This is a genomic window from Ochrobactrum sp. AN78 (genome assembly GCF_029909885.1).
Taxonomy (GTDB): Bacteria; Pseudomonadota; Alphaproteobacteria; order Rhizobiales; family Rhizobiaceae; genus Brucella; species Brucella quorumnocens.
In genome coordinates, this window is the sequence record NZ_JASAMU010000002.1 from 118814 (window position 1) to 144719 (window position 25906).

The window sequence follows — 25906 nt, forward strand, 5'->3', positions numbered from 1 at the left end:
CTGGAAATGCTTTGATGGGGCGTATCTACCCCATCAAGCGAACAAGCAAAACCACAAAAAAGGTGATTGCTAAGAATTAGCCCGCCTTTACCCGACGCCAGGCGAACCCACCCTCCTGCTGCACCGAACCACGGCCGGGCTGATAATAACCGGGCGTATCCACAAGACGCTGCTCGCCAAGGCGGCTTTGGGCCACCTTGTTGGTTACCTGAAGGCTGTCAAACCCGGTGCGCAGCATAAGAGCTGCCTGATCGATCAGCACATCGCCTGTCGCCCGCAATTCGCCTTCAAAACCCGCACGACGCAGAACTTCTGCCTTTGAATAGGAACGGCCATCGTTGAAGGCCGGAAACTGTAAGGCAATAACCGGCAGGCTGTCGAGATGATCGAATAGTGGCTCGACCTTTTCACCCGGCGTCACCAACACACCTATGCGGCGATTGGAAGAACGACGCAGCTCCTCATCAAATCCCAACCAGACGGCCAAAGGGATGATGATCGCGGGCGCATCACCTGCGGTTTCCAGATCATCCGCAAAAATATAGTCGTCTTCACGAAAGCCTTGCTCAGACCAGAGCTTCGTTTCCAAGATTGTTTCACTCATTTCGGGTCCAAAGCTCCAAGATTATTCAGGCTTTCAGCAAGGCCGGTCAGATGGATGCCGCACTCGGTCTTTTCCGATCCCGCCCAGCGTCCGGCACGCTGATCTTCGTCATCACGGACTGGTCGTGTGCAGGGCATGCAACCAATGGAGCGATACCCCTGCGTGGTCAGTGGGTGCACGGGAAGGTCGTACTTTTGCGCATAGGCGCGCAAGTCTTCCGACTGCATATGCGCAAGCGGATTGATGCGGATACGCGGGCCGACAGATTCAAAAACCGGCAAAGCATTGCGGGTGGAGGCCTGAAATTGCTTCCGGCCTGTCATCCACGCGCGATAAGGTGCGACGGCACGCGCCATCGGTTCAACCTTGCGAATGAAGCAGCAGCGATCCTTGTCGGTCATCGACAAAGCACCGAAAGGATCATCGGCTTTCACGTTTTCCTCAAGCGGCAGAATATCCTGAACATCCGTCAGACCCAGCCGTTCTACGAGATCATGCCTATAATCGAGCGTTGCGCGGAAATGCTTACCCGTATCGAGAAACAGAACCGGTGTTGCCGGATCGATCTGCGCGATCATGTGCAACAGAATGGCGGACTCCGCTCCAAACGACGAGACGACTGCGATGCGTCCTTCAAAGAGTTCGTGGATGCTGAGTGCGATCACCTCTTGCGGAGAGGAAGCGCCATGACTTCCTTCCAGCAGACGGGCTTGCGCCTCCGCTCTCTGGTCCGAACTGGGATCAGCGTCAGGCCGCACGGCTCACCTCTCCATAAAGCGCGCGCTTGAAGGGCTCCATGCCAACCCGACGGTAAGCATTGAGGAATGTTTCCTTATCGCTCTCGCGCAAACCGAGATAGGTATCGACGACAGTCTCGATGGCATCGACCACTTCTTCGGAAGAAAATCCACGTCCCGTGATGTCGCCAATCGACGTATGCTCATCGCCGGAACCGCCAAGCGTGATCTGATAGAGTTCTTCGCCCTTCTTCTCGACGCCAAGAATACCGATATGCCCGACATGATGATGACCGCAGGCATTAATGCAGCCGGAAATCTTGATCTTGAGATCGCCGATTTCAAGCTGGCGCTGCTGATCGCCAAAGCGTTCCGAAATACGCTGCGCGACCGGGATCGAGCGCGCATTGGCCAGCGCACAATAATCAAGGCCTGGGCATGCGATGATATCTGTGATGAGACCGGCATTGGCCGTCACCAGACCATCGGAGGCGAGCAGATCATAGACCGCAGGAAGGTCAGCCTTGGCCACATGCGGCAGAACCAGATTCTGCTCATGGCTGACGCGGATTTCATCGAACGAATAGGTTTCGGCAATATCCGCCACCAGTTCCATCTGCTCGGCGCTGGCATCACCCGGAATCCCACCGATAGGCTTCAACGAAACCGTGACAACGGCATAATCGGGATTCTTGTGTGGCGTTACATTGCGCTTGGTCCAGGCCGCAAAATCGGCATCGGACTTCTGCGTAACAGCCAGAATTTCCCAGCCTTCGGGACGCTGCGGCAGGTCCGGCATCCTGAAATAGCTTTCAATCGCATCAATATCACGCTGCGGCAGTTTTAGATCACCGTAGCGGATCTGTTCCCATTCGGCGTCAATCTCCTGTACCAACGGCTCAACGCCAGTTTCATGCACGAGAATTTTGATGCGCGCCTTATATTTATTATCGCGGCGACCGTATAGGTTATAGACACGCACGATAGCCGTCACATAGGTCAGCATGTCTTCGACCGACAGGAAGTCGCGGATTTTTTTGGCGATCATTGGAGTACGCCCCTGCCCGCCCCCGATGTAAACAGCAAGGCCAAGTTCGCCTGCTTCGTTCTTTTTAAGCTGCAAGCCTATGTCATGCACCTGAATGGCCGCACGATCCTGCTCTGAGCCGACAATCGCTATCTTGAACTTGCGCGGCAGATAAGAAAACTCCGGATGCAGTGACGACCACTGACGGAGAATCTCGGCAAACGGGCGTGGATCGGTGACTTCGTCGTGCGCAGCCCCTGCAAAATGATCGGCTGTCACGTTGCGAATGCAATTTCCCGACGTCTGGATTGCATGCATTTCGACTCCCGCAAGCTCTTCGAGAATTTGCGGCACGTCTTTCAGTGCTGGCCAGTTGTACTGGATGTTCTGACGCGTCGTGAAATGCGCGAAGCCACGGTCATAATCCCGCGCAATGGAGCCAAGCCTGCGCAGCTGGCGGCTCGACAATGTGCCATAAGGGATCGCAACACGCAGCATATAGGCATGTAATTGCAGATAAAGACCGTTCATCAGCCGCAAAGGCTTGAACTGGTCTTCCGTCAATTCGCCAGAAAGGCGACGCCCAACCTGATCCTTGAACTGTGCAACGCGGGCCGCAACAAAGTCACGGTCAAATTCATCATAACGATACATATTTACTTCCGATATTCAGATCAGGAGGCTTGCTTTAAAAGCTTTTTTTCACGCATGGCTTTATCCCAAAACCGGTTCCCACTTTTGGGAGCCATGCGGTTGACCAAGCGTAATGATGGTGGGACCGGAGAGTCGGATACGTTCGCGGAGGCGAATGGGATAAAGCCCTTCGTCGCGCTCTTCGACATCGATGACATTCACGTCGACAACCAGATTGGCTTTCGCTGCGACTTTACCTGCTTCTTCAAGTGCGCTGACGGCTTCCGCATGACGGGCAACCAACGCACCATCGATGGTTTCCTGCCATGATCCGTCAGCGCCAAGCCACACAGCCTGTCCATCGATGAGCCGGTTTGCAGTGAGAACTTTTACAACCATTTTCCCAACTCCTGAACTTTGAGCGCATTTCGATCTGATTAAGTCAGATCGGCGCTACGTTCGTTTTTTCTTCACGCGCATCTTTTCCGAAAACCGGGGTCCACTTTTCGGAATGCGCTTTAAGCTGCAACAAGGCTTGCCTTGACTGCCAGCGCCTGCGCTTTGTCGATAGCGGCGCCTGCAACAGCATCGCCGATGATGACCATGACCGGACCGGAGAGTTCTTTGCGCTCTTCCAGAGACGGGAGATCTTTCAATGTTCCATGAAACAGCCGCTTATCCTTGCGGCTGGCATTCTCAACAACCGCGACCGCCGTATCTTCATGCAGACCGGCAGAGATCAGACGGCTTGCAACCGAGGCTGCAACACTTGAACCCATATAGACGGCAATTGTTGCCCCGGAGACAGCAAGCTTGGCCCAGCCCGGCAGCACATCGCCTGCCATGTCATGGCCAGTCGTAAATACCAACGAAGAAGCAACACCACGCAAAGTCAGCGGTAGTTCCATATCGGCTGCGGCGGCGAAAGCGGACGTGATGCCCGGCACGATTTCAAAGCCGATACCCGCGGCGCGCAATGCCGCCATTTCCTCGCCAGCACGACCAAAAACAAGCGGATCGCCTGCTTTCAGGCGCACCACACGCTTGCCCTCACGACCAAGGCGGACCAGAAGATCGTTGATTTCATTCTGACTCTTGGAATGGCAACCTTTGCGTTTGCCTACCGCTAGGCGTTCGGCATCGCGGCGACCCATGGCGATCACACCTTCCGGCACCAGCGCGTCATGCACGATGACATCCGCTTCCATCAGAACGCGATGGGCGCGCAAGGTCAGCAGGTCTTCTGCGCCCGGACCAGCACCGACAAGCCAGACGTAGCCGGCAGCGTTTTGCGACTGAGCGATCAACTCATTTGCGGCTTTGTATGCGCTCTCGCGATCACCGTTTTCAACAGCACGCGCTACAGAGCCGGAGAAGAATCCGCGCCAGAAACTGCGGCGGGCCAGGCCTTTTGGCAGAAGCTTTTCGACCAGCGGACGCCAGCTTTCGGCATAATGCGCCAATTCGCCAAGACGTGGTGAGAAGGCTGCATCGATGCGCGCACGCACCATCTGCGCCAGCACAGGGGCTGATCCTTCCGTGCCAATCGCAATCGCAATCGGTGCGCGGTTCACGATGGCTGGTGTCAGGAAATCGCAAAGGGCTGGACGGTCCACAACATTGACCGGGATTTTCTCAGCCTTCACGCTGGCTGCAATGGCGCGGTCCTTTGCCTCGTCGCCGGTTGCGACAAAAACCAGCTTCGCACCTTCAAGATGTTCTGGTCTGAAAGCTTCCTCTGCTTGCTCCGCACCATGGCTTTCAATGAAAGCTGTCAGAGCGGGCTCGAACTCTTCCGCAACAATCCGCAAACGGGCAGATGTCTGAGCTACGAGGCGCGCTTTGTTGAGCGCTTCCTCGCCACCGCCGACAATAACCACCAGCTCTTCCGAAACACGGAAGAAGGCAGGAAAATCAGCAAGAAGACGCGGTTGTGAATGGGACACGAGACTATCCTTTTTCAGATAGCGGCTATTATCCCCGGAGTGGTGAAATTTTATAAGAAACGGGCTTGCGCGCGCAAATCGCGCGGAGCATCACTTTTTCTCGGAAAAGGCTTTTTGAGGATTTTAATTCCTGTTTGCCCCAAATTATATCCCATAATTTTTATAGGATTTACATTAACTTAGCTATAGTTGCCAGACGTGAAAAATGCCGGAACATGTTTGGGCCACCGACGTGGAAGTACGGCCACAAGGTCAAACCGCAACGACAGCCGAGCATAATCTGGCTGACGTTGCAGCCACATATCGGCAGCCCCTTCGATGCGACGCATAGCGGACGATGTGACGGCAAGTTGCGCTGCCTCCACACTCGATCGTGCTTTGACTTCTACAATGAGAATGAGATCACCACGCCGGGCAATGAGATCAATCTCACCAAGCCTAGTGCGATAGCGGCGCGCGACGATACGAAAACCCTTGAGCATAAGCGCGAAAGCGGCCAAGCGCTCAGCGCTATGTCCGCGAAAGAAAGCAACACGCTTTTTCTCGCGGAAACCACTCATCAGCCTTGCGCCTTCAGCTGCATCAATCGCTGATAAAGTACCGATTTCTGCCCGCCCGTCATGCGCGCGGCCTCGCCTGCGGCTTTTGACGGCGGAAGTTCCTCAGCAAGCGATAAAAGCAACTTGTCTATATCTTCTTCGCTTTGCGGACCGGCTTCCCCTGAAGGCGGGCCGACCAGCAGCACCACCTCACCGCGAATTCGGTCTTCGCCATCGAACTGCTTGGACAATTCACCGAGCGTCGTGGTCACGATGGTCTCATAGGCTTTGGTCAGTTCACGGCAAAGCGCTGCTTCCCGATCTGCGCCGAAAACCTCGACCATATCAGCCAATGTTGCCGCGGAGCGGTTCGGTGATTCATAGAAAACCAGCGTCGCATCAATATTCTTGAGGCTCTCAAGCTTCGATTGCTTCTGACCATGCTTGACTGGCAGAAAGCCGCAAAACATGAACGCATCGGTTGGCAACCCTGAAGCTGCAAGGGCTGCAAGAAGCGCCGATGCGCCCGGAATTGGCACAACCCGGATACCCGCATCACGCGCTTCACCAACCAGCCGGAAACCCGGATCGGACACGAGTGGTGTCCCGGCATCCGAAACAAGCGCAACACTCTTGCCAGCCTGCAAAGCAGCGATGAGCTTTGGACCTGCTTCATTGGCATTATGTTCATGATAGCTGATCGGACGACGCACAATGCCATAACGATCCAGCAACACGCGGGTAACGCGGGTGTCTTCACAGGCGACAATGTCAGCGCTTGCCAGCGTTTCTAGTCCGCGCAAAGTCATATCGCCGAGATTGCCAATCGGGGTCGAGACGATATAGAGCGCAGATTCAATGGGTCGGGCACGCTGGGCGGTGCCACCAACCACAAATTCGCGCTTCACATCGTCGTATAATTCGGTCATTCCGTATCCTTACGCAGGCCTATATTTACGCCGCAAGATCAGCTAAAAGCGCATCAAGCACCAAAGCGCCATCCGGGGTCGCACGGATGAAATCCCCATCCATCGGTTCGATCATGCCCGATGCAACCAGTCTCGCAAGACGTTGTCTGTCGATATCGTGCCCCGTCAGGCGACGATATCGATCAAGATCAATGCCTTCACGCAGACGCAATCCCATCATCAGGAATTCATCGCCTTCCTGATCGCGTTCAAGATATTCTTCTTCGTTGATCCCATGGCCACGCTGCTCGACCTTTTCGAGCCATGTTTCCGGATGTTTTTCCGTGATCGTTACAGTGCGAGCGCCATTCTCAACGAAACGCCCATGAGCGCCGGGGCCGATACCGACATATTGCCCATAGCGCCAGTAAACTAGATTGTGCTGCGATTCACGTCCAGGCACGGCATGGTTCGAAATTTCGTAAGCCGGAAGGCCATACTCCGCTGTCACCTTCTGCGTTTCCTCATAGAGAGCCGCAGCGTGATCGGGGTCAGGCGTAGTCAGTTTGCCCGCTTTCCACAGATTATAAAACTGCGTGCCTTCCTCGATGGTCAGCTGGTAGAGCGACAGATGATCGGCAGCCAGATCAATTGCTTCTTTCAGCTCTTCACGCCAGGCTTCAATCGTCTGGTTGGGGCGCGCATAGATGAGATCGAAAGACAGACGCGGGAAAATCTCACGCGCCAACCGAATTGCGGCCTTAGCCTCCTCGACCGAATGCATACGACCTAAACGGCGCAGATCGGTGTCATTCAATGCCTGAATGCCGAGCGACACGCGATTGACGCCAGCTGCACGATAGCCGCGAAAGCGTTCAGCTTCCACGCTCGTCGGATTGGCTTCCAGCGTGACTTCAATGTCGGGTGCCACCGACCAGCGCGATGCGATACCGTCGAGCAGGCTGCCAACCGTTGAAGGCTGCATCAGCGATGGCGTGCCTCCGCCCAGAAATATACTGGTGATGGTACGCGGGCCGGTGCGGGCACGCAATGTGTCCATCTCCCGGTTGAAGGCTTGCGCAAAGCGCTGCTGATCAACCGGCTGATGACGCACGTGACTGTTAAAGTCGCAATAGGGGCATTTGGCGAGGCAAAACGGCCAATGCACGTAAACACCAAACGCACTCTCCCCATCCGTACGCGTGATCGGCAAAATATCAGCATTATCGGCGGGTAGAGAAAAATGATGGTTCATTCAGCGGGGTCCGAAACAACGTCAAGTGCCTTTTCAGCGAAAAGCTTGAAAGCGCGCGCACGATGCGAAAGAGCTGACGCATCGCCCGGCTTCCAGCCGTGCTTTTCGTCGGCGGTCATTTCACCAAAGGTCTTTTGATAGCCATCGGGCTTAAACACCGGATCATAACCGAAACCAATATCGCCCCGCGGTGGCCAGATCAGCGTGCCTTCCACTTCACCACGGTAATATTGTGCTTCACCATCCGGCCAAGCAAGGCAGATCACTGAAACAAAGCGTGCTTTACGCTTATCTGGCGTCGTCGCGCCCTTTTCCTGCAAAAGATCTTCGACCTTCTGCATTGCCATGTTGAAATCGCGCGTGCCGTCTTGAGTTTCTGCCCAGTCAGCCGTGTAAACGCCGGGTTCGCCATCAAGCGCATCCACGGCCATGCCGGAATCATCAGAAAGCGATGGCAGACCCGTAGCCTCTGCTGCGGCCAGCGCCTTGATGTAAGCGTTTTCCTCAAAAGTTGTGCCGGTTTCTTCCGGCTCAGGGAGGCCGAGAGCCGCAACAGAACTGACCTCAAAACCAAACGGGGCGATCAGCCCATCAAACTCGCGCAGTTTGCCCGCATTGTGGGATGCGACGATCAGTTTGCCTTTTTCAAGTGCTCTCATTTCAGTCCTGTTTTTTCAACGCATGATCTCATCCGAAAACCGGTTCCCACTTTTCGGGATCATGCCCTTTTTCCACACATGATCTTAGCCGAAAACCGGTTCCCACTTTTCGGGATCATGCTTTAATTCCAAAGTTTCGGCTCAGCGAATTCCAACGAGTTGCCGAAGGGATCACGAAAATAAATCGAACGTGCGCCGTTTGGCCATTCGAAATCAGACTCGATCGCAATGTCCTGCTTTTCGAGATAAGTGCGCCAAGCGTCAATCTCATGACGCGCGGCTGCAAAACAGACATGCCCCGGGCCCGTTGTACCATGAGGCGGCACCGGCAGCGATCCCGGTGCAGGCGGCTTCAACGTTTCTTCCGCCTTGAAGAGCAGCAAAATGCCATCACCACAGCGGAAGAATGCATTGCGTTCGCTGACTTTGCCCACCGGCGCAAGCCCTATGATGTCGCGATAGAACTTAATCGCTTCGGCAACATCCCGGACATAGAGCGCAGTTTCAAGAATGCGGGCTGCCTGCATAGCCTTGGCCTCCTCTTAGAGCGCTTTCAATTTCTCTGAATCAGAGGAAACGCTCCAAATATTTGTTTTTGAGCGCATCTTGTCCGAAAACCGCTTCACACTTTTCGGGATGCGCTCTAACCAGAGAAGGCCTTAACTATCAGGCAATGGCTGCTTTCTGCAACTCGACGAGCTGATTAATGCCGCCGCGTGCAAGCTTCATAAGCGATGCGAACTCTTCTTCCGAGAACGGTGCACCTTCAGCCGTACCCTGAATTTCGACGATGCCGCCCTGGCCAGTCATCACGAAATTGCTGTCGGTTTGAGCAGCCGAATCCTCTGCATAATCTAGATCAAGCACCGGCTGGCCTTCATAAATGCCGCAAGAGATGGCGGCGATATGATCTTTGAGCACTTTCTCGATGCGGATCATCTGACGCGCTTCCATCCAGCGAAGGCAATCATGCAATGCAACCCAGCCGCCGGTGATGGCTGCTGTGCGCGTGCCGCCATCGGCTTGAATAACGTCGCAGTCAACCGTGATCTGGAATTCGCCAAGTGCCTGAAGATCAACAACTGCCCGCAACGAACGCCCGATCAGACGCTGGATTTCCTGCGTGCGACCGCCCTGCTTGCCGCTTGCCGCTTCACGGCGCATACGATCACCCGTCGAGCGCGGAAGCATGCCATATTCGGCCGTGACCCAGCCCTTGCCGCTATTACGCATCCAGCCCGGGACCTTTTCCTCAAGGCTAGCCGTGCACAGAACATGGGTGTCACCAAACTTGACGAGGCAAGAGCCTTCGGCATGCTTGGAAACGCCGCGCTCAAAAGACACGGCGCGCATTTCATCGACAGCGCGCTTGGATGGACGCATGGTAATTCCTCAATTCGTTTTTCGTTGCGGCTTTTTAGGCCTGTCGCACAAGAATGGAAAGGAATTTCGCAAGATCACCCAAGAGAGGTGTTAAGAGACCTGTCATTATAGGTGCAAAGCCTTTGACGCCTTCGCCAGCAGTCTTATATTTAAAGCATGCAATTCAAAAGGCGCGCATTGAGACAATGATCAAATCACCGGAACATCAGCTCCTTAGCGCGCTCGACCAGCGGTCGCGTGATATTTTTCGGCTGATCGTCGATAGCTACCTCAATGATGGTGATCCGGTCGGCTCACGCAATCTATCACGTCTGCTGCCGCACAGTCTTTCGCCTGCCACCATTCGCAATGTGATGAGCGATCTGGAACAATTGGGTCTCATCTATGCGCCACACATCTCCGCCGGACGTTTGCCGACGCAGATTGGCCTGCGTTTCTTCGTGGATGCTTTCATGGAAGTGGGCGACCTGCCGCCCGATGAACGCTCATCGATTGAAGCACAGGTTCGTTCCGCAGGCACCAGTAATTCTGTCGAAAGCGTTTTGACCGAAGCCAGTCAGGTTTTGTCAGGCCTTTCGCGCGGCGCAGGTCTTGTGCTTGCCACCAAAGCGGAAGGTGCGCTCAAACACATCGAATTTGTACGGCTTGAGCCGACACGTGCGCTTGCTGTCCTTGTGATGCAGAACGGCGATGTTGAAAACCGTGTCATCAATCTGCCTGCCGGCATTTCCGCTTCGCAACTCGTGGAAACATCGAACTTTCTCAATGCCCATATTCACGGGCATACGCTGTCAGAAGCAAAATCGGAACTCGAAAAACTTTCCGAAGAAACCAGACAGGAGCTTGATCAGCTCTCGCAGGAACTGGTGGGACAAGGGCTTGCCGTATGGAGTGGTGCAGGGTCCGACCAGCCCGCGCGGCTTATCGTACGCGGACGCGCCAATCTGCTGGAAAACATTCATGCACAAGAAGATATCGAACGTCTGCGTCATCTCTTCGATGATCTTGAAACCAAGGACGGCATGATCCAATTGCTGGATCTTGCTGAATCGGGTTCTGGCGTGCGGATTTTCATCGGCTCGGAAAACAAGCTGTTCTCGCTCTCGGGATCTTCACTCGTCGTAGCCCCTTATCGTGACAGCGAGCAGCGGGTTATTGGTGCTCTTGGCGTGATCGGCCCGACGCGGCTCAACTATGCCCGCATCGTGCCGATGGTTGATTACACTGCTCAGATCGTATCCCGACTGCTGCGCTAATATGATATGGAATCTAGTGCGGCTCCAGCTAAGACTGAACCGGTGGAGCCACGTCTCACTGTTTGTTTTGCGCTTTATCCAACGCAAAACCGCTTCGCACTTTTGGCTCAAATGCTGATATGCAGTGTCAGACTTGCCAAGGTGAAGAATTTAGACCTTGATTTTAATGCCGCGAAACTCGATATCCGGCCCAAACACTATTCAAGACGGAAGAAGCATTATGGCTGATGAAAAAAACAAAACCGAAAACCCCGATCTTGAGCAGCGCGATATCAACAATCCTCGGGATCGTGATGCGCTGAAGCGTGCTGCCGATGATTTTCTGAAAAGCCGTAAGGCTGAGGCACGCGCGGAAGCCGAAGAGGAATCCGTTGATGCCGAGAGCCTGGCTGCAAATACGATTGCAGCGCTCGAAGCTGACAATGCTGAACTCAAGGATCAGATGCTGCGTCTCGTTGCCGAGATGGAAAACCTGCGCAAGCGCACCCAGCGCGATGTTCAGGACGCCCGCACTTACGCAGTGACAAATTTTGCTCGTGACATGCTGTCGGTTTCCGACAATCTGAGCCGAGCACATGAAGCTATTCCTGTGGATGCACTGGAAACCGATGCAAACCTCAAGTCACTGGCTGAGGGCGTGGAAATGACCGAACGTGCCATGCTGCAGGCTTTGGAACGCCATGGCGTGACCAAGCTTAATCCAGAAGGTGAAAAGTTCGATCCGAACTTCCATCAGGCTATTTTTGAAGTGCCAAACCCTGAACTGCCAGCCAACACGGTCGTACAGGTTATGCAGGCAGGCTATGCCATCGGCGACCGCGTGCTGCGTCCAGCTATGGTTGGCGTTTCAAAGGGCGGCCCGAAGGTCGCTGCCGAAAGCGGCGCAACTGAAGCAGAGGGCGATGCTTAGGGCGCATTTTGATCTGATTGATTGATCGATTGAGAGCGGCGATATACATCGCCGCTCTTTCTTTTTGTCCTTATCCGTTGGAATATCGACAAAATACCAGCTGGGAGGCGCATGCGTGACGATTTTTGATTTTGCAAATTTTGCAGGTGTTTTCGTCTTCGCTGCCACTGGCGCTCTTGCGGCTTCACGTCGTCAGCTCGACATTATCGGCTTCATTTTCCTCGCCAATATTACAGGCATTGGCGGCGGCACGATGCGCGATCTGGTGTTGGGCGCGCCGGTTTTCTGGGTCGTGCAACCCTTTTATCTGCTGGCAGGCACATCGGCGGCAATCATCGTCTACTTCACAGCCCACCTGGTGGAATCACGCTACAGGCTTTTGCTGTGGTGTGACGCCATCGGTATGTCGGCCTATACAGTCGTGGGCGCTGCCAAAGGGCTAGCACTTGGTTTCGGGCCATCGGTCGCGATTGTGACGGGCATTTTCACCGCCACACTTGGTGGCATTTTGCGCGATATGGTAGCAGGTGAGCCGTCCGTGCTGATGCGCAGGGAAATTTATGTTTCGGCAGCACTCGCGGGCGCTTGTCTTTATGTGGTGCTGGAGCGCTTCGGATTTGACCCGATATTCGCAGCCCTTGCAGCAGCGCTCACCGCATTCATCGTGCGCGGCGGTGCGCTGTACTTCGGCTGGAACCTGCCGGTTTATAAGAGCCGTCCCGGCCGCACTGAAGAAGAACTCAAGCGCGACCGAATTGTCAGATTGGATAAATAATCAGAGTATTTCCAGCAAAAGTGCAAAGCAGTTTTGCGTCGGGTAATGCGCCAAGAAATCAGATCAGTTTGGCCTGACTTGCGACGGCCTGAAGGTCGATCAGCGGACGTGGGCCCATCTGTTGAATGATCATGCCTGCGGCAAGCGAACCAAGACGCGCGCAATCCTCAAGCGAACGGTCTTTGGTATATCCGTATAGGAAGCCGGCAGCGTAAAGATCGCCTGCACCCGTCGTATCGACCAGCTCTTCAATTTCAATCGCGGGGACATGCAGCGTCTGGTCAGCGGTGATGACAATTGCGCCTTTCTCCGAACGCGTGATAATCGCAAGTGGACAATCCTTGCGGATGGCTTCCACAGCTTCATCAAGCGACTTGGTTTGATAAAGCGATTTTGCCTCGTCTTCGTTCGCAAAAACGATATCGACAGTGCGCTTACGCATCAAATCGAGAAACTCTTCGCGATAACGGTCTACGCAGAATGGATCCGACAAGGTCATGGCAACCTGACGGCCATGCTCATGCGCGATCTTGGAAGCGAGAACAATGGCTTCCTTGGCGCGTGGCGGGTCCCACAGATAGCCTTCGAAATAGGTGACGCGAGCGTCGGCAACCTTGGAGGTTTCGACGTCTTCGGGTCCAAGTTCGACGCAGGCACCCAGATAGGTGTTCATTGAACGCTCGCCATCCGCTGTGACGAAAATCATCGAACGCGCAGTCGGTGAACCTTTTTCCAGAGCACGCGTATCAAAGGCTACGCCCTGCGCACGAATGTCATGGGCAAATACCCGACCAAGATGATCGGTTGCAACCTTACCGAAATAGGCAGAACGTCCGCCGAGACTTGCAACGCCTGCAGCTGTATTGCCTGCACTACCACCGGACATTTCAGTAAACTGTCCCTTGATGCGGCTATAGAGCAGTTCTGCTCGATCCCCATCAATCAGGTTCATGGCACCTTTGATGATACCATTGGCCTCAAGGAACGCGTCTTCAGTGCGCGAAAGAATATCGACAATGGCGTTGCCAATGCAAAGAACGTCGAATGTAGCCATGAGCTGGTCTGGGGCTCCCCTTTTTGTCTGCTGCCAGCCTCTCTCCGAGGCATTCAGACAGCGGTGCGGCGGCAGTCATGTGGGGCGGGTTTAGCCTTTTGAAAAGTTTTTGGCTAGTCCGTCAGTCTTGTGACTTGTGGGCAGGCCGTCTTGTGCAGACCGAACAGCCTTCTTATTTTGATCGCATGAGATTGCTGAAAGTGGATCCAAAATGATCATTGATGCTGCGTTGAAGGCACTTAAACGTCTTCCAACGCCGGAATTTCGCTCCGTTTTATGGAAAACGCTTGGCTTGACGCTTTTGTTACTTGTCGGGCTTTGGGTCGCCATAAGACAAATATTTTTTACTTTCGCATGGCCCTGGATGGAGCAATTGCTGCCCGGAATGCCTGGATGGGCAGGCTGGCTCGGTATTGCTGCAGCAATCGTGGCAGGTCTTGGGCTTGCTCTTGTGCTGGCATTAATGATTGCGCCTGTGACAGCGCTGGTCGCCGGTATTTTCCTCGATGACGTCGCAGATGTCGTTGAGCGCGAAGATTATCCCAGAGAGCCAGCTGGCACACCTCTGCCGCTCGGGCGCTCTGTAGTCGTTTCGCTCAAATTCCTGAGTGTGGTCATTCTCGGCAATATCGTGGCGTTGGTTCTGCTGTTCGTTCCAGGCATCAATCTGATCGCCTTCTTCGTTATCAACGCCTATTTGCTGGGGCGGGAATTTTTTGAATTTGCCGCGATGCGTTATCGGTCCGAGAGCGAGGCCAAGGCACTCCGCTCTCAATATGGTGTCACGGTGTTTCTAGCAGGACTGCTGATCGCGGCCTTCATGGCGATCCCGCTTGTCAATCTGCTGACCCCGCTTTTTGCAGCCGCTATGATGATCCATTTGCACAAGGCAATTTCGCAGCGAGAAATTTTAAAACTGCGGCGGTAGCGGAATGAGCGCTGCGGGGACGTCACAGGTCTTTCCGGGATATTTGCAGATATCAGCAATAACGCAATTCTCGCATTCAGGCTTGCGCGCCTTACACGTGTAGCGACCGTGCAGGATCAGCCAGTGATGCGCGTGGAACAAGTATTCCGTTGGAATAACCCGCATGAGAATAGCTTCCACCGCATCGGGTGTCTTAGCTGGTGCAAGACCGATCCGATTTCCAATGCGCAGAATATGCGTATCCACGGCCATGGTCGAATGACCAAAAGCCATGCTCAGCACGACATTGGCGGTCTTGCGGCCAACGCCCGGCAGCTTCACCAATTCATCGCGATCATCAGGAACTTCACCGCCATAATCACGGATAAGCGCTTCAGATAGCAGAATGACGTTCTTAGCCTTGTTGCGCCACAAACCAATGGTGCGGATATAATCCCCGACTGCTTCTTCGCCGAGAGCCAGCATTTTTTGCGGCGTATCGGCAATCGCAAAGAGTGCGCGCGTCGCCTTGTTCACACCCACATCGGTTGCCTGCGCTGACAGCGCCACGGCTACAAGCAATGTAAACGGATTGGTATGTTCCAGCTCGCCCTTCGGTTCCGGTCGCAAAATGGAAAAGCGACGGAAAATCTCATGGATTTCATCAGCCGTATAAAGCGTGCCTGTGACCCGGCGTGGACGACGCACAGATGTCGAAGCGGAAGCATTCACGGGCGATTTGATTTTGGCGTTTTCCATTTTGTCTCTATACTTACCTCTGTCTTCGGAAAACAGTTCACAGCTTGACGCAGCCCGGAGGGAGCTTTGCATGCAGCATCCAGACGGCGCAAATCCAGACAGATTTGATACTCCCATTTTTGAAGCACTGCTGACGCCCTATCGCTCATTGGGTCAAACTGGGTTTCGCGTGCTGATGGGTTCAATGATCTGTTGCTGGCTGTTTGTCTGTATCGTGTTCTGGTCAATAGGGGCATGGCCGATCATCGGCTTTTTTGGCCTTGATGTGCTGGCGATCTATTTGGCTTTTCGCTGGAACTACCGTTCAGCAAATACTCGCGAAGAAATATCCGTATCGCGCGCCGCCCTGCACATCCGCAAATATGAAGCCTCGGGCGAGGTGACCAGCCATCTGTTTCATCCGTTCTGGACAAGATTCAATGTCGCCAGAAAGCCAGATATCGGCATCACGACCATGCGTGTTGAAAGCCACAACGACAGTGTCCCCGTCGGTAGTTTCCTCAATCCTGATGATCGCGAGAGCTTCGCCACGGCTTTTGGCAATGCCCTAAGCGAAGCCCGGCGCTAGAGCATAATCCGACCGGAGTGAAACGAGGTTCGATAAGATTATGCTTAAAATAAAAGGTTTTAGAGCGCCGATCTGATTCAATCAGATCGAAACGCGCTCTAAAGAAGCGCTATAACTTTTCCACATATGTTGACGGCTTTTACCCCGAAGGCATCAGTTTTATGATGCGAAGACAGGAATCCGATTTCGGCCCTTGAAGTCGCCCGTTTCACAAGCCATATCAGTTGAGCGAAAGATACGCCGAAAGGGTGCTTTCCATGACGGTCGCTTCGATAAGGACTGATGCAATGACAAGAATGACACCGTTTTCGAGCCCGCTATTGCTCGGATTCGACACAATGGAAAAGACGCTGGAACGGATTGCCAAATCCGGCGATGGATACCCGCCCTATAATATCGAACGTCTGCGCGGCGAGACTGGGTCTGAACGCCTGCGTATCACGCTGGCTGTTGCAGGCTTTGCCAGCGACGATCTTGAGGTCATGACGGAGGACAATCAGCTTGTCATCCGAGGGCGCCAGTCAGACGATACCGAACGTGAGTTTCTGCACCGTGGCATTGCTGCCCGTCAGTTTCAGCGCGTCTTCGTTCTGGCCGACGGCATGCGGGTGGTGGGTTGTGAACTGAAAAATGGCTTGCTTGCCATTGATCTCGATCGACCTGAACCAGAACGGCTAATCAAACGTATAAATATAGCAGTGAAGGAATGAAACCGGTTCACGCTGGGTTCAGGCTAAAGCCGCTATAGTGAAATTGTTAAGCTCTTAAGCAGTATGATCGCTAATGATGTGCTGCGAAATTGGAGGCTAAGACCATGGACAGACACATTCTCACCGAACATGAATTCGCTCATCTGGGTGAAGGTGAAGTGGCCTATGTGCGCAAGATCCGCTCTGATGATCTTACCCGCACCTTCCCTGCCCTCCCACCGATTGCACCGGGCCTCGAGCTTTGGGCACTGTTTGGCGCAAGTGGCGAGCCGATTGTGCTTTCCGATGTCCGTGCCACTGCGCTGCAAGGCGCGCATGAACATGAACTGCGCACCGTGATGCTGCACTAAATTCTTTGCGTGATGCCGGTCCGACAAACGGACCGGCATTGCAGCTCTCCGTCAAACGATCATTTTGGCGGATTCTGGTGCATGCAGTTGGCATATTGCTCGCGCAAGCACCATTGATACCATTTTTCACCCTTTTTCTTGTAATTTCGGCAAAGGGTCTCGGCTACTTTCCTGCACTGATCAGATGTCGCTGAACTTTCCATCCGCGACATGTTTGACACTGAACGCTCCGCTAGTGCCGAGCTGGAAATCACCAGTAGTGAAATTGCCGCGACTGCAATTGGTTTAATTAAAGTCACAAAATACCTTTCATCAAATTCAAAACCATGAATGTCAGGGGTTTAGCGCTATCGACCAGCCTTGAAAATCGAGAGATATAGCGACAGAAATAGTGCACCGTAAAAATGACAAAGCCGCCGTTCATGCGTGAACGGCGGCTTTGTTAGCTTAAACAGTCAAAATCAGGCAGCGTTGGACGCTGGCTGTGATGTCAGGAATGAATAAAGTGCCTGCGCGTCATGTGTTCCGCGCAGCTTTGCCACTGTATCCGCATCGCGCAACATGCGAGCAATGCGTGACAAGGCTTTCAAATGATCCGCGCCCGCGTTTTCTGGTGCGAGGAGCAGGAAGACGAGATCGACGGGCTGATCGTCCAGTGCTTCAAAATCCACTGGAGTTTCAAGGCGCGCAAAAATTCCTGCAATCTTGTCGATGCTTGCCAACTTACCGTGCGGAATGGCAACACCGTTGCCAACCCCGGTAGAACCGAGGCGCTCACGCTGGAGAATTGTTTCGAAAACTTCACGCTCAGGGAGACCGGTCAGTTCCGCGGCTTTTTCAGACAAAATCTGCAAAAGCTGCTTTTTGGAGCTGGCTTTCAGCGCAGGGATAATCGCCCCTGGCTGAATCAGATCACTAAGATCCATTCTCTCCGTTCCTTCTTCAATCAGGCCATCGTAGGCCCGGTTTAGGGAAGCGCACGACAGCTCAAAACTGCGTGCGCTTCAGGTTTGCCGTCAAGCGCGAGGAGCGGCCTGGCGGGTAACCGTTGATGGGTCAACCCAGCCAATATTGCCGTCCGCACGACGGTAGACGATATTTACTTCATCATTGCCCGCATTGCGGAAGACCAGAACCGGGTTTTCGATCAGGTCAAGTTCCACAACCGCCGACGCGACCGAAAGGGTGCGAAGGGCGACAGACGATTCCGCAACGATAGTCGGTGCGTAATCAACCGGAAGGTCCTCCTCTTCTTCCGGCAGCGGTGCCATAACACGATATGCCACATCATCATAGATCGCATTTGGTGCAGTCGCTGGACGCGATTTCAAACGGCGCTTGTAACGACGCAACCGTGTTTCAATCTTGTCCGCAGCCGCATCGAACGCCAGTTGCGGATCCTGTGCATCTCCGGTGCTCTGCAAGGTAGCACCGCTATCAAGATGCAAGGTACAATCCGCGCTGTATCGCGATCCGGACTTGGTGACCGTTACCTGCCCGGAAAAGCCATGATCAAAATATTTGCCGACCGCTTCATTAACCCGATCAATAATCCGGGTCGTGAAAGCTTCACCGACGTCCATATGCTTTCCAGATACACGCAGAGTCATTTGGTACACCTCATTTGCGTTACACAACAGGACGTAGTCTAATCACAAGGTGAGCGAAGCGCAAAGCGAACCAGCATCAATTCTGCTTTTCGTCCTGTGCTAATTTCCAGCCCCGCTTCACGCGCTCAGGGCAGGTGTCGAAACACTGCCCAGAAAGCGCTCTTTATCGCGACTATTCGAGTAATTTCCCCGTCATATGTTTTCACAACACATGCCTGGAATGCTCGCCGCACATCGTTCTTATATGTAACGCTGGAAACGCAGAAGCGTTTCCCGGAATATTACCTTGCCTTTCGTTTAGAACGCATCTCGATCCGATTGAATCCAGTCAGCGCTCTAATTGTTCGTTTCTAAGCACCTCTTATACCAAGGCGCTGAGATGCTGACGCATCACGCCTTGAAAAGGTTCAATCGCCACACGGGCTTAACCAATATCCCATGAGTCCCACTCATCGGATATTGGTATTATCCGAAAATTACTTCACACTTTTCAATATGCGCTCAATAATCAGACCCCGGTATTCCGGTCTATGCGGGTGCATATCTTAATGCGAGCGGGGCTTCTATTGACTGAAACGTCAATTGTCAATTGCACCTTCTTCCAGCAACAGACAATGCAATACGGCCAATTCCCTCTATAAGATCGAATTTCACGCGTTCAGGGTAATACTGTTTCAAAAACCAACATCGATCCGGTCGTTTCCGAATGCGTATATTAGCGCATACGCAACTTCATGTTGCGGAAACATCAGTCAACGGGCCGATAATCTGGCTTTTTTTTCGCGTCTGCGCTGTACTGAAGAAGCAATATTCATCGATTCCCGATATTTTGCGACCGTTCTGCGCGCGATATCCACACCGTCCTTCTTCAAGGCTTCGACGATTGCATCATCGGATAATACATCATCAGGCTTTTCCGCGTCGATCATCTGACGGATACGATGGCGCACACTTTCGGATGAATGGGCATCTCCCCCCTCGGAAGAAGCAATGGATGCGTTGAAGAAATAGCGCAATTCAAAGACGCCACGCGGCGTTGCCATGAACTTGTTGGCCGTCACGCGGCTGATGGTTGATTCATGCATACCCACAGCGTCGGCAACGGTACGCAGGTTCAACGGTTTGAGGCGGGTGACTCCGTGCCGGAGGAACCCATCCTGCTGGCGCACGATTTCTTGTGTTACTTTCAGGATTGTACGCGCCCTCTGATCAAGGCTGCGTACCAGCCAGTTCGCCGATTGCATACAATCAGACAGAAACGTCTTTTCTTCGCCTTTGATTGAAGGGGTCACTTCTGCATAATATTCGTTGTTCACGATAAGGCGCGGCTGGGCTGCCGGATTAAGCTCAATACCCCAAGTTCCATCGCGGGCGGCTGCAACCAGCACATCGGGAATGATCACATCTGCAACCGAAACCTCGAACTGGGTCCCGGGCTTCGGATCCAGCATCCTGACCTCAGTCAGCATGTCGAGAATGTCGGATTGATCGACGCCGCAAAGTTTTTTGAGCGTCGCAAAATCACGACGCGCGAGCAGATCGAGATTGTCGATGAGCGCTTCCATCGCCGGATCAAACCGGTCCTTGAGACGAAGCTGAATTGCCAGACACTCGCGCAGATCGCGTGCAAAAAGGCCCGCCGGATCAAAGCTTTGCATTTCATGCAGAATGCGTTCGACATGGATAGTTTCGACACTGAGATTCTGCGCAAGCAAGGAAACATCAGCACGCAGATAACCGCTTTCATCCAGCGCATCTGCCAAAGCTGTTGCAATAAAGCGATCAGCCGGGGTGGAAAACGTCAGCGCGATTTGCTCAGCGACATGTTCGCTCAGCGATACGCGGCTTGCCGTTACCTGATCAATGTCGTAGCTGCCGCCCGCACTATAAGTCTCGCCGGCAGAGGTGTTCCATTGAGCAACCAGGTCGATATGCGCATCATCGCTGCGACCGGGATCATCTGGAAAGATATTTTCAAGCGAGCTATCGAATGTTGAAGAGAGATTTTGCGCATCATCGACGGCACCTGTCTTGAACCAGTCTTCATCGGAAGAAGCATCCGGCGTGGCATCATCGCCTTCGTGTTGCGGCTCTGCGTCTGCAAAATCATCATTCGCTGCCTCTATTCTGTCCAGCAGCGGATTCTTTTCAATTTCAAGATCGATGAACTGGTCCAGCTCGATATGCGTCATCTGTAGCAGTTTGATCGACTGCATCAGTTGAGGCGTCATCACCAGCGATTGTGACTGGCGAAAATCAAGCTTCGGCGAAAGGGCCATGCGTTGTGTCGTTCCCCCATTTCCCTGACAGCATTTTAGAGCACCGATCTGATGCAATCAGATCGGTGCTCTAAGCTCTTTTACTTAAAGCATAATCTTATCGACCCTCGTTTCACTCCGGTCGGATTATGCTCTCAGCTGGCAAACCGCTTGTTCCTGAATTATTTTCAATTAAAGCGCGACGGTCATCAAAACTGGTACGAACCTTGCTTGTCAATTCAGAATGTGGGTTTTTCTGACAAAAGAGGAAAATAGTCGCAGAAATGACGCGCTTTGGGAAACGGGAGCAACGTTGTACAGCCGCGCGCAGACTATAGCCTAAATTCAGAGTTTGATCAGAGCGTAAACTGGTCGCCGAGGTAAAGTCTGCGAACATCTGGATTGGCGACGATTTCCGCTGGACGACCATGCGTCAGAACCTGACCGGCGTGAATAATATAGGCACGGTCGATCAGCCCGAGCGTTTCACGCACATTATGGTCAGTGATAAGAACGCCAATGCCACGACTGGTCAAATGGCGCACGAGCTGCTGAATATCGGAGACTGCAATCGGGTCGACACCGGCGAACGGCTCGTCGAGCAGCATGAAGTTCGGGCGAGATGCCAGCGCACGTGCGATTTCCAGACGACGGCGTTCACCACCCGAAAGGGAGATGGCCGGGGCCTTGCGTAAGTGTGCGATATGAAATTCTTCAAGCAGAGCATCGAGCTCGGTGGCCCGCTTCTTGCGGTCTTTTTCGACCACTTCCAGCACAGCCTTGATGTTGTTCTCAACCGACAGGCCGCGAAAAATCGATGCTTCCTGCGGCAGATAGCCAATACCAAGACGCGAGCGGCGGTACATTGGCATTGATGTTACGTCGTAACCATCGATTTCGATTGCACCAGCATCGGCTGGAACAAGCCCTGTGACCATATAGAAGCAGGTTGTCTTACCGGCACCGTTTGGACCAAGAATACCCACGGCTTCGCCAGCGCGCACGCCAAACGACACACCATTGACGACCTGTCGTCCGCGATAGCTTTTGCAAAGGCCCCGAGCGACCAACGTCCCTTTGAGACGGGTCGACTTACCGGGCTGCGATGGCATCATACCATCCGCACCCTCAATAACGGCTGCATTTTCAGACATGCCCTGCTGCTCGTCGGCTTTCTTGTTCCAGAACAATCCCACGCGCGCTCCGGTTAATTCGATTTGGGCGCGGCACCGCCCTGCTTCTGTTGATCCTGCGGCGCCATGATGATGGATACGCGACCCTTGCTCTGGCCCTTGCAGCTTTCGAGGAAAGCTTTGCCGGTGCTCATATTGGCAGTGAGCTTGCAACCGGTTGCAACATTGTCACCATCAGTCAGCACAACCTTCTGGCCCTGCAAGACCATGACCTGACTCTTGCCGTCATAGTTTCCGGTGTCGCCGGTTGCGACCTGCGTGCCGGACTTGAGGTAAACCTTGCCGCTGATTTCGAGACGATCAATACCGGACCCACTCAGACCAGCAGTACCACCAGCAGCCTGACCGCCTTCGCCCTGCGAATCCTTGTTATAATAGACGATCATCTTGCCTGACTTCAAAAGCGCGTCGCCCTGCACGACGGAGACATTGCCAGTGAAAATGGCCTTGCCTTCCTTGTCGAGCATTTCGAGCTTATCTGCGTCAATCTTGATAGGATCCTTGCCACCGGAGAGCTTGAGGCTGCCAAATGGCACCTGCTGGCTGTCCTGAGCCAGAGCGGAGACAGGCGCAACAACGAGGCCAAGCGCCAAAGCTGCAAATCCCATCCGCAAAGTGCGGGTCTTCATGCTCTTGTTCATCTTGCCCGTCTCGCGTTCCATTACTCTCCAGCTCCCCTACAGTTCCTGTTTCAGGAATCGGGTCGAGCACGTCAAATCCCTGCCCGACGCATAAATGTGTCCGAAAAGTCTATCAACCTTTCAGACCTACACCTCAAGCCACAACATTCGGCCTCAATCTTAAACTTAACGCAGCCAGATAGAAATATCTGACTGCGCAGAAAAGAAACGAAACCCGCAGAACCTGCGTCATACAATATCTTTTAGAGCGCAGTGCGCCCTATCGGGCGCACAAATATCGCTCTAACAGTTTAAACTTGCTGCATAATTTAACCTTAAACCAATTCAAGTTTAAGGAATTATGCAATACTGCGCATGCGCTTTACACCCTAATTTCAAGGCGTGTTGTTGCCCGAAACTGCGCCGCCGTCAATGACTACGCGCACCTTGTTTTCAAAGATCACGATCTTGCCGCTCTCTTTGATCTGCATGCTGTCAGCGCTAATCTGCGTAGTGCCGTTACGAATATCGACGGGCTTGTCGGTCGTCACCTGACCGCTCTTCAGATTGACGTCCGCAGAACGCATGACGGCATGCAAGCCTTCGTTCGTCGTAACAGTAAAATCCTTATCAAGTTGCAAACGACCGTTCGCATTATCGTACACGCCGGATGCAGCCTCTACCTTAGCACTACCATTGTCACCAACTGGCAACTCGGCGGAAATACCTTCAAGCGAGATTGCGCCGCTATTTTTGGCATCCTGCACAGCCTTTGCCGCAATCATCGAATAGGGGCGATTGTCTTTGGTATAGCCGTTGAGCTGTGGATTGCTCATGACAAGCTTACCGCTCTCGCCACCGTTATTAACTTCCACCTTCACAGGAGCGGCTGGAGTGGCCAGAAACGTGTACCAGGAAAAGACCGCTGCAAGCGCAATTGCGGCAACAGGCAATGCCGTTTTAAGAACACGAACGCGGATCGAATGACGCTGTGCAGCTTTGAAAAGCGAAGCTGCCTTTTCGGACGCTCCAAAATGCATGCCACCGCCATTGGACGCCGCAGAAGCGGATCCTTGCGAAGCATGGATATGTGGTGTGTCAGCGCTCATCGTGTCTTTCGATTACTCAATCTATAATTCGGTCTATAATTCAGCAGCTTTTAAAGCTGTTTTATTGCTCAACTGTTTACAGACGCATCAAGCAAGAAACTTTTTCATGCGATGCTATCTTAGCTCAATACGGTTTATTTGGGGTGCAATACCCTGACACTCAAGTCTAATACACGTCACAAAACACCGCACCTGCCATGCAAAAATGACATGAACATTGCGGAAGGACGGAAAACTGGCTTTTCTTCAGGCTCTTAAAGAAGCAAAAGCCCGATCACTTCATTGTTAACATACAACTGATTTTGATTATAGTCTTGCCATTCGGCCGGCAAAATCGTTGGGGAGCTTGCCGCCTTCCCCTATCATCGGTCATAGATTAAAGAATATCGACAGCATTTCGCTTGAATAATGGATGGATGAGTATGGCTCAGGACGCCGAAGCACTGATCGAAAGACGCAAGCTGCGCAGAAAGCTCACAGTCTGGCGCATCGCTTTTCTGCTTTTGCTCGCGGCTCTCATTGCCGGAATTGCATCTTATTCCATGCGAGGTGCCAATTTTGCGACACCGCATGTTGCAAAAGTTCGCATTGAAGGCACCATTTTTGAAAATGAAGAGCTTATAAAGCGCCTCAACAAGATTGCCGATGACGATGCAGTCAAGGGCGTGATCCTCATCCTCGATTCACCCGGCGGCACAACCGTTGGCGGCGAATCAATTTACGAAGCAGTACGGAAAATCGCAAAAAAGAAGCCGGTCGTGACCCAGGTCGGGACACTTGCAGCATCGGCTGGCTATATGATCGCCAGTGCATCCGATCATATCTTAGCGCGTCAAACATCGATTGTCGGCTCGATCGGCGTGTTGTTTCAGTATCCTGATCTTTCCAAACTGCTCGACACCATTGGCGTGAAGGTTGAGACCATCAAATCGTCGCCATTGAAAGCAGAGCCAAACTATTTCAGCCCGGCAAGCGACGAAGCCAAAGCCATGATCCGCAACATGATCATGGATTCTTACGACTGGTTCGTCGGAATTGTCCAGGAACGCCGCTCTTTCACGCATGAAGAAGCGCTAGCTCTGGCCAATGGCGCAGTCTTTACCGGTCGTCAGGCGTTGCAAAATAAGCTGATCGACGGCCTTGGTGGCGAGGAAGAAGCGGTTGCCTGGCTTACCAGCAAAGGTGTTTCCAAGGATCTGCCAAAGCTTGAATGGAAACCTGTCAGCAGCGACACCGGTTTTTCTCTGCGTGATCTGATTATTCATGCCGGTGCGCGCCTTCTCGGCGTGCCACAAGAGGCCGATGCTATGTTGAAGGAAATCGCCAAGGATCGTATCTTCCTTGACGGACTTCTTTCGGTTTGGCACGTTGACGGAACGCCGGGTGTCACCCCGGCAAATAAATGAGTCCTTTCACCGGACAAGAGAAACACAGGGGTTTAAAGCCGTGATCAAATCGGAACTCGTTCAGGTTATCGCCAGCCGTAATCCGCATCTTTTCCAGCGCGATGTCGAAAACATCGTCGGCGCAGTTTTTGAAGAGATCACCAATGCCCTTGCTGATGGCAATCGCGTCGAATTACGCGGCTTCGGCGCTTTTTCGGTAAAAAACCGCCCGGCTCGCAGCGGCCGCAACCCACGCACCGGCGACACGGTGGATGTTGAAGAAAAGTGGGTGCCATTCTTCAAGACAGGCAAGGAGCTGCGCGACCGTCTCAACGGCGCCATCTGATCGATCGTCATGGTGGCAAAGCGCGTTGTAACAATTGTCATTCTGGTGCCATTGGCGGTCATTCTGATCGCTCTTTCGGTCGCCAACCGTGAAACGGTTGGCCTGACAATTGATCCATTCAATCCCGGCAATCCTGCGCTGACCTATCAGGCACCGTTGTTTATCTGGCTGTTTGGCGCGCTTATCCTTGGCGCTTTGATCGGCGCCGCCGTCACGTGGCTGACCCAAGGCAAGCATCGCCGCCGGGAACGTCGCTTTAAAAAGGAAGCGTCACAGCTTCTGGAACGTGCGGAATCGGCGGAAAAGCGCCATGTGCCAGGCACAGTTTCCAAGATCTGATCGCATCACGCCTTCTTTTTCACTTCCGTTCCGGCCGCATTTGCCCTACCTACACGTCAAATTAAG

29 protein-coding genes are annotated in these 25906 nt (G+C 53.3%); 10 read left to right on the forward strand and 19 right to left on the reverse strand.

Annotated features, from left to right (window positions below; all coding sequences use genetic code 11):
• Nucleotides 1-76: 76 nt before the first annotated feature.
• The 11 genes from QBD00_RS04145 to rph form a co-directional block, all read right to left on the reverse strand.
• Nucleotides 77-604 carry a DUF934 domain-containing protein gene (locus QBD00_RS04145; protein WP_095445933.1) on the reverse strand — a complete coding sequence of 176 codons (528 nt, stop codon included), beginning with the start codon at nt 602-604 and terminating at the stop codon, nt 77-79.
• Nucleotides 601-1362 (reverse strand): phosphoadenylyl-sulfate reductase, encoded by a 762-nt coding sequence (locus QBD00_RS04150; protein ID WP_095445932.1) that lies wholly within the window; start codon nt 1360-1362, stop codon nt 601-603. The genes QBD00_RS04145 and QBD00_RS04150 overlap by 4 nt, the downstream gene beginning before the upstream one ends.
• Nucleotides 1352-3022 carry a nitrite/sulfite reductase gene (locus QBD00_RS04155; RefSeq protein ID WP_318578722.1) on the reverse strand — a complete coding sequence of 557 codons (1671 nt, stop codon included), beginning with the start codon at nt 3020-3022 and terminating at the stop codon, nt 1352-1354. The genes QBD00_RS04150 and QBD00_RS04155 overlap by 11 nt, the downstream gene beginning before the upstream one ends.
• Nucleotides 3023-3082: 60 nt before the next feature.
• Nucleotides 3083-3400, reverse strand: a complete 318-nt coding sequence (locus tag QBD00_RS04160; RefSeq protein WP_318578723.1) for a DUF2849 domain-containing protein — start codon at nt 3398-3400, stop codon at nt 3083-3085.
• 119 nt (nt 3401-3519) lie between these two features.
• Nucleotides 3520-4947: a siroheme synthase CysG gene (gene cysG, locus QBD00_RS04165; RefSeq protein ID WP_318578724.1), complete on the reverse strand. Its 1428-nt coding sequence runs from the start codon at nt 4945-4947 to the stop codon at nt 3520-3522.
• 179 nt (nt 4948-5126) lie between these two features.
• Nucleotides 5127-5507 carry a YraN family protein gene (locus tag QBD00_RS04170; protein ID WP_318578725.1) on the reverse strand — a complete coding sequence of 127 codons (381 nt, stop codon included), beginning with the start codon at nt 5505-5507 and terminating at the stop codon, nt 5127-5129.
• On the reverse strand, nt 5507-6415 hold the full coding sequence (gene rsmI, locus QBD00_RS04175; protein ID WP_318578726.1) for a 16S rRNA (cytidine(1402)-2'-O)-methyltransferase: 909 nt from the start codon (nt 6413-6415) through the stop codon (nt 5507-5509). The genes QBD00_RS04170 and rsmI overlap by 1 nt, the downstream gene beginning before the upstream one ends.
• Before the next feature lie 25 nt (nt 6416-6440).
• Nucleotides 6441-7649, reverse strand: coding sequence for a radical SAM family heme chaperone HemW (hemW, locus tag QBD00_RS04180; protein WP_318578727.1), 1209 nt, complete (start codon nt 7647-7649; stop codon nt 6441-6443).
• Nucleotides 7646-8308, reverse strand: a complete 663-nt coding sequence (gene rdgB / locus QBD00_RS04185) for an RdgB/HAM1 family non-canonical purine NTP pyrophosphatase (protein WP_318578728.1) — start codon at nt 8306-8308, stop codon at nt 7646-7648. Before rdgB ends, hemW begins: the two co-directional genes overlap by 4 nt.
• A 122-nt stretch (nt 8309-8430) precedes the next feature.
• Nucleotides 8431-8835 (reverse strand): VOC family protein, encoded by a 405-nt coding sequence (locus tag QBD00_RS04190; protein ID WP_264230547.1) that lies wholly within the window; start codon nt 8833-8835, stop codon nt 8431-8433.
• 139 nt (nt 8836-8974) lie between these two features.
• Nucleotides 8975-9691 carry a ribonuclease PH gene (gene rph / locus QBD00_RS04195; RefSeq protein ID WP_264230546.1) on the reverse strand — a complete coding sequence of 239 codons (717 nt, stop codon included), beginning with the start codon at nt 9689-9691 and terminating at the stop codon, nt 8975-8977.
• A 185-nt stretch (nt 9692-9876) separates the two neighbouring features.
• Between rph and hrcA the strand changes: the two genes are divergently transcribed.
• The 3 genes from hrcA to QBD00_RS04210 all read left to right on the forward strand — a co-directional run bounded on the left by hrcA (nt 9877) and on the right by QBD00_RS04210 (nt 12632).
• Nucleotides 9877-10947 carry a heat-inducible transcriptional repressor HrcA gene (hrcA, locus tag QBD00_RS04200; protein ID WP_095447830.1) on the forward strand — a complete coding sequence of 357 codons (1071 nt, stop codon included), beginning with the start codon at nt 9877-9879 and terminating at the stop codon, nt 10945-10947.
• A 220-nt stretch (nt 10948-11167) separates the two neighbouring features.
• On the forward strand, nt 11168-11857 hold the full coding sequence (grpE, locus tag QBD00_RS04205) for a nucleotide exchange factor GrpE (protein ID WP_095445923.1): 690 nt from the start codon (nt 11168-11170) through the stop codon (nt 11855-11857).
• Nucleotides 11858-11972: 115 nt separating this feature from the next.
• Nucleotides 11973-12632, forward strand: a complete 660-nt coding sequence (locus QBD00_RS04210; protein WP_095445922.1) for a trimeric intracellular cation channel family protein — start codon at nt 11973-11975, stop codon at nt 12630-12632.
• Between the two features lie 58 nt (nt 12633-12690).
• Here QBD00_RS04210 and QBD00_RS04215 read toward each other — a convergent pair whose 3' ends face one another.
• Nucleotides 12691-13686 (reverse strand): adenosine kinase, encoded by a 996-nt coding sequence (locus QBD00_RS04215; protein WP_095445921.1) that lies wholly within the window; start codon nt 13684-13686, stop codon nt 12691-12693.
• Nucleotides 13687-13897: 211 nt separating this feature from the next.
• On the opposite strand from QBD00_RS04215, the gene QBD00_RS04220 reads away from it, so the two are divergent.
• A complete protein-coding gene (locus QBD00_RS04220) occupies nt 13898-14614 on the forward strand; it encodes a sulfate transporter family protein (protein ID WP_318578729.1) in 717 nt (238 codons plus the stop codon).
• Here QBD00_RS04220 and nth read toward each other — a convergent pair.
• On the reverse strand, nt 14597-15352 hold the full coding sequence (gene nth, locus QBD00_RS04225) for an endonuclease III (protein ID WP_318578730.1): 756 nt from the start codon (nt 15350-15352) through the stop codon (nt 14597-14599). The two genes, QBD00_RS04220 and nth, sit on opposite strands and share 18 nt — an antisense overlap.
• Before the next feature lie 70 nt (nt 15353-15422).
• Between nth and QBD00_RS04230 the strand changes: the two genes are divergently transcribed.
• From QBD00_RS04230 to QBD00_RS04240, 3 genes are all read left to right on the forward strand, one after another.
• The gene (locus QBD00_RS04230; RefSeq protein ID WP_318578731.1) at nt 15423-15920 is read left to right on the forward strand and encodes a DUF2244 domain-containing protein; all 498 of its coding nucleotides are present in this window, start codon (nt 15423-15425) and stop codon (nt 15918-15920) included.
• Between the two features lie 287 nt (nt 15921-16207).
• Nucleotides 16208-16630 (forward strand): Hsp20 family protein, encoded by a 423-nt coding sequence (locus QBD00_RS04235; RefSeq protein ID WP_095447829.1) that lies wholly within the window; start codon nt 16208-16210, stop codon nt 16628-16630.
• A 104-nt stretch (nt 16631-16734) separates the two neighbouring features.
• The gene (locus QBD00_RS04240) at nt 16735-16980 is read left to right on the forward strand and encodes a DUF1150 family protein (RefSeq protein WP_095445917.1); all 246 of its coding nucleotides are present in this window, start codon (nt 16735-16737) and stop codon (nt 16978-16980) included.
• 461 nt (nt 16981-17441) lie between these two features.
• On the opposite strand, the gene ptsN is transcribed toward QBD00_RS04240, so the two are convergent.
• The 6 genes from ptsN to lptC all read right to left on the reverse strand — a co-directional run bounded on the left by ptsN (nt 17442) and on the right by lptC (nt 23770).
• Nucleotides 17442-17906, reverse strand: a complete 465-nt coding sequence (gene ptsN / locus QBD00_RS04245; protein ID WP_024898162.1) for a PTS IIA-like nitrogen regulatory protein PtsN — start codon at nt 17904-17906, stop codon at nt 17442-17444.
• 90 nt (nt 17907-17996) lie between these two features.
• Complete coding sequence (gene hpf, locus QBD00_RS04250; RefSeq protein WP_095445915.1) at nt 17997-18590, reverse strand: ribosome hibernation-promoting factor, HPF/YfiA family; 594 nt, start codon at nt 18588-18590, stop codon at nt 17997-17999.
• Between the two features lie 752 nt (nt 18591-19342).
• Nucleotides 19343-20869 (reverse strand): RNA polymerase factor sigma-54, encoded by a 1527-nt coding sequence (gene rpoN, locus QBD00_RS04255; protein ID WP_318578732.1) that lies wholly within the window; start codon nt 20867-20869, stop codon nt 19343-19345.
• Nucleotides 20870-21204: 335 nt separating this feature from the next.
• Nucleotides 21205-22044 (reverse strand): LPS export ABC transporter ATP-binding protein, encoded by an 840-nt coding sequence (lptB, locus tag QBD00_RS04260; protein ID WP_318578733.1) that lies wholly within the window; start codon nt 22042-22044, stop codon nt 21205-21207.
• An 11-nt stretch (nt 22045-22055) separates the two neighbouring features.
• Nucleotides 22056-22703, reverse strand: coding sequence for an LptA/OstA family protein (locus QBD00_RS04265; protein ID WP_095445912.1), 648 nt, complete (start codon nt 22701-22703; stop codon nt 22056-22058).
• 353 nt (nt 22704-23056) lie between these two features.
• Nucleotides 23057-23770, reverse strand: a complete 714-nt coding sequence (lptC, locus tag QBD00_RS04270) for an LPS export ABC transporter periplasmic protein LptC (protein ID WP_095445911.1) — start codon at nt 23768-23770, stop codon at nt 23057-23059.
• Nucleotides 23771-24192: 422 nt separating this feature from the next.
• Here lptC and sppA point away from each other — a divergent pair, with 422 nt between their 5' ends.
• Genes sppA through QBD00_RS04285 form a run of 3 tightly spaced genes read left to right on the forward strand, consistent with a single transcriptional unit; the run spans nt 24193 to nt 25840 of the window.
• Nucleotides 24193-25176 (forward strand): signal peptide peptidase SppA, encoded by a 984-nt coding sequence (gene sppA / locus QBD00_RS04275; RefSeq protein ID WP_095445910.1) that lies wholly within the window; start codon nt 24193-24195, stop codon nt 25174-25176.
• Nucleotides 25177-25216: 40 nt separating this feature from the next.
• Nucleotides 25217-25501 (forward strand): integration host factor subunit beta, encoded by a 285-nt coding sequence (locus tag QBD00_RS04280; protein ID WP_007873253.1) that lies wholly within the window; start codon nt 25217-25219, stop codon nt 25499-25501.
• 9 nt (nt 25502-25510) lie between these two features.
• Entirely contained in the window at nt 25511-25840 is a 330-nt protein-coding gene (locus QBD00_RS04285) for a lipopolysaccharide assembly protein LapA domain-containing protein (RefSeq protein ID WP_095445909.1), read from the forward strand.
• The last annotated feature ends 66 nt before the right edge of the window (nt 25841-25906 follow it).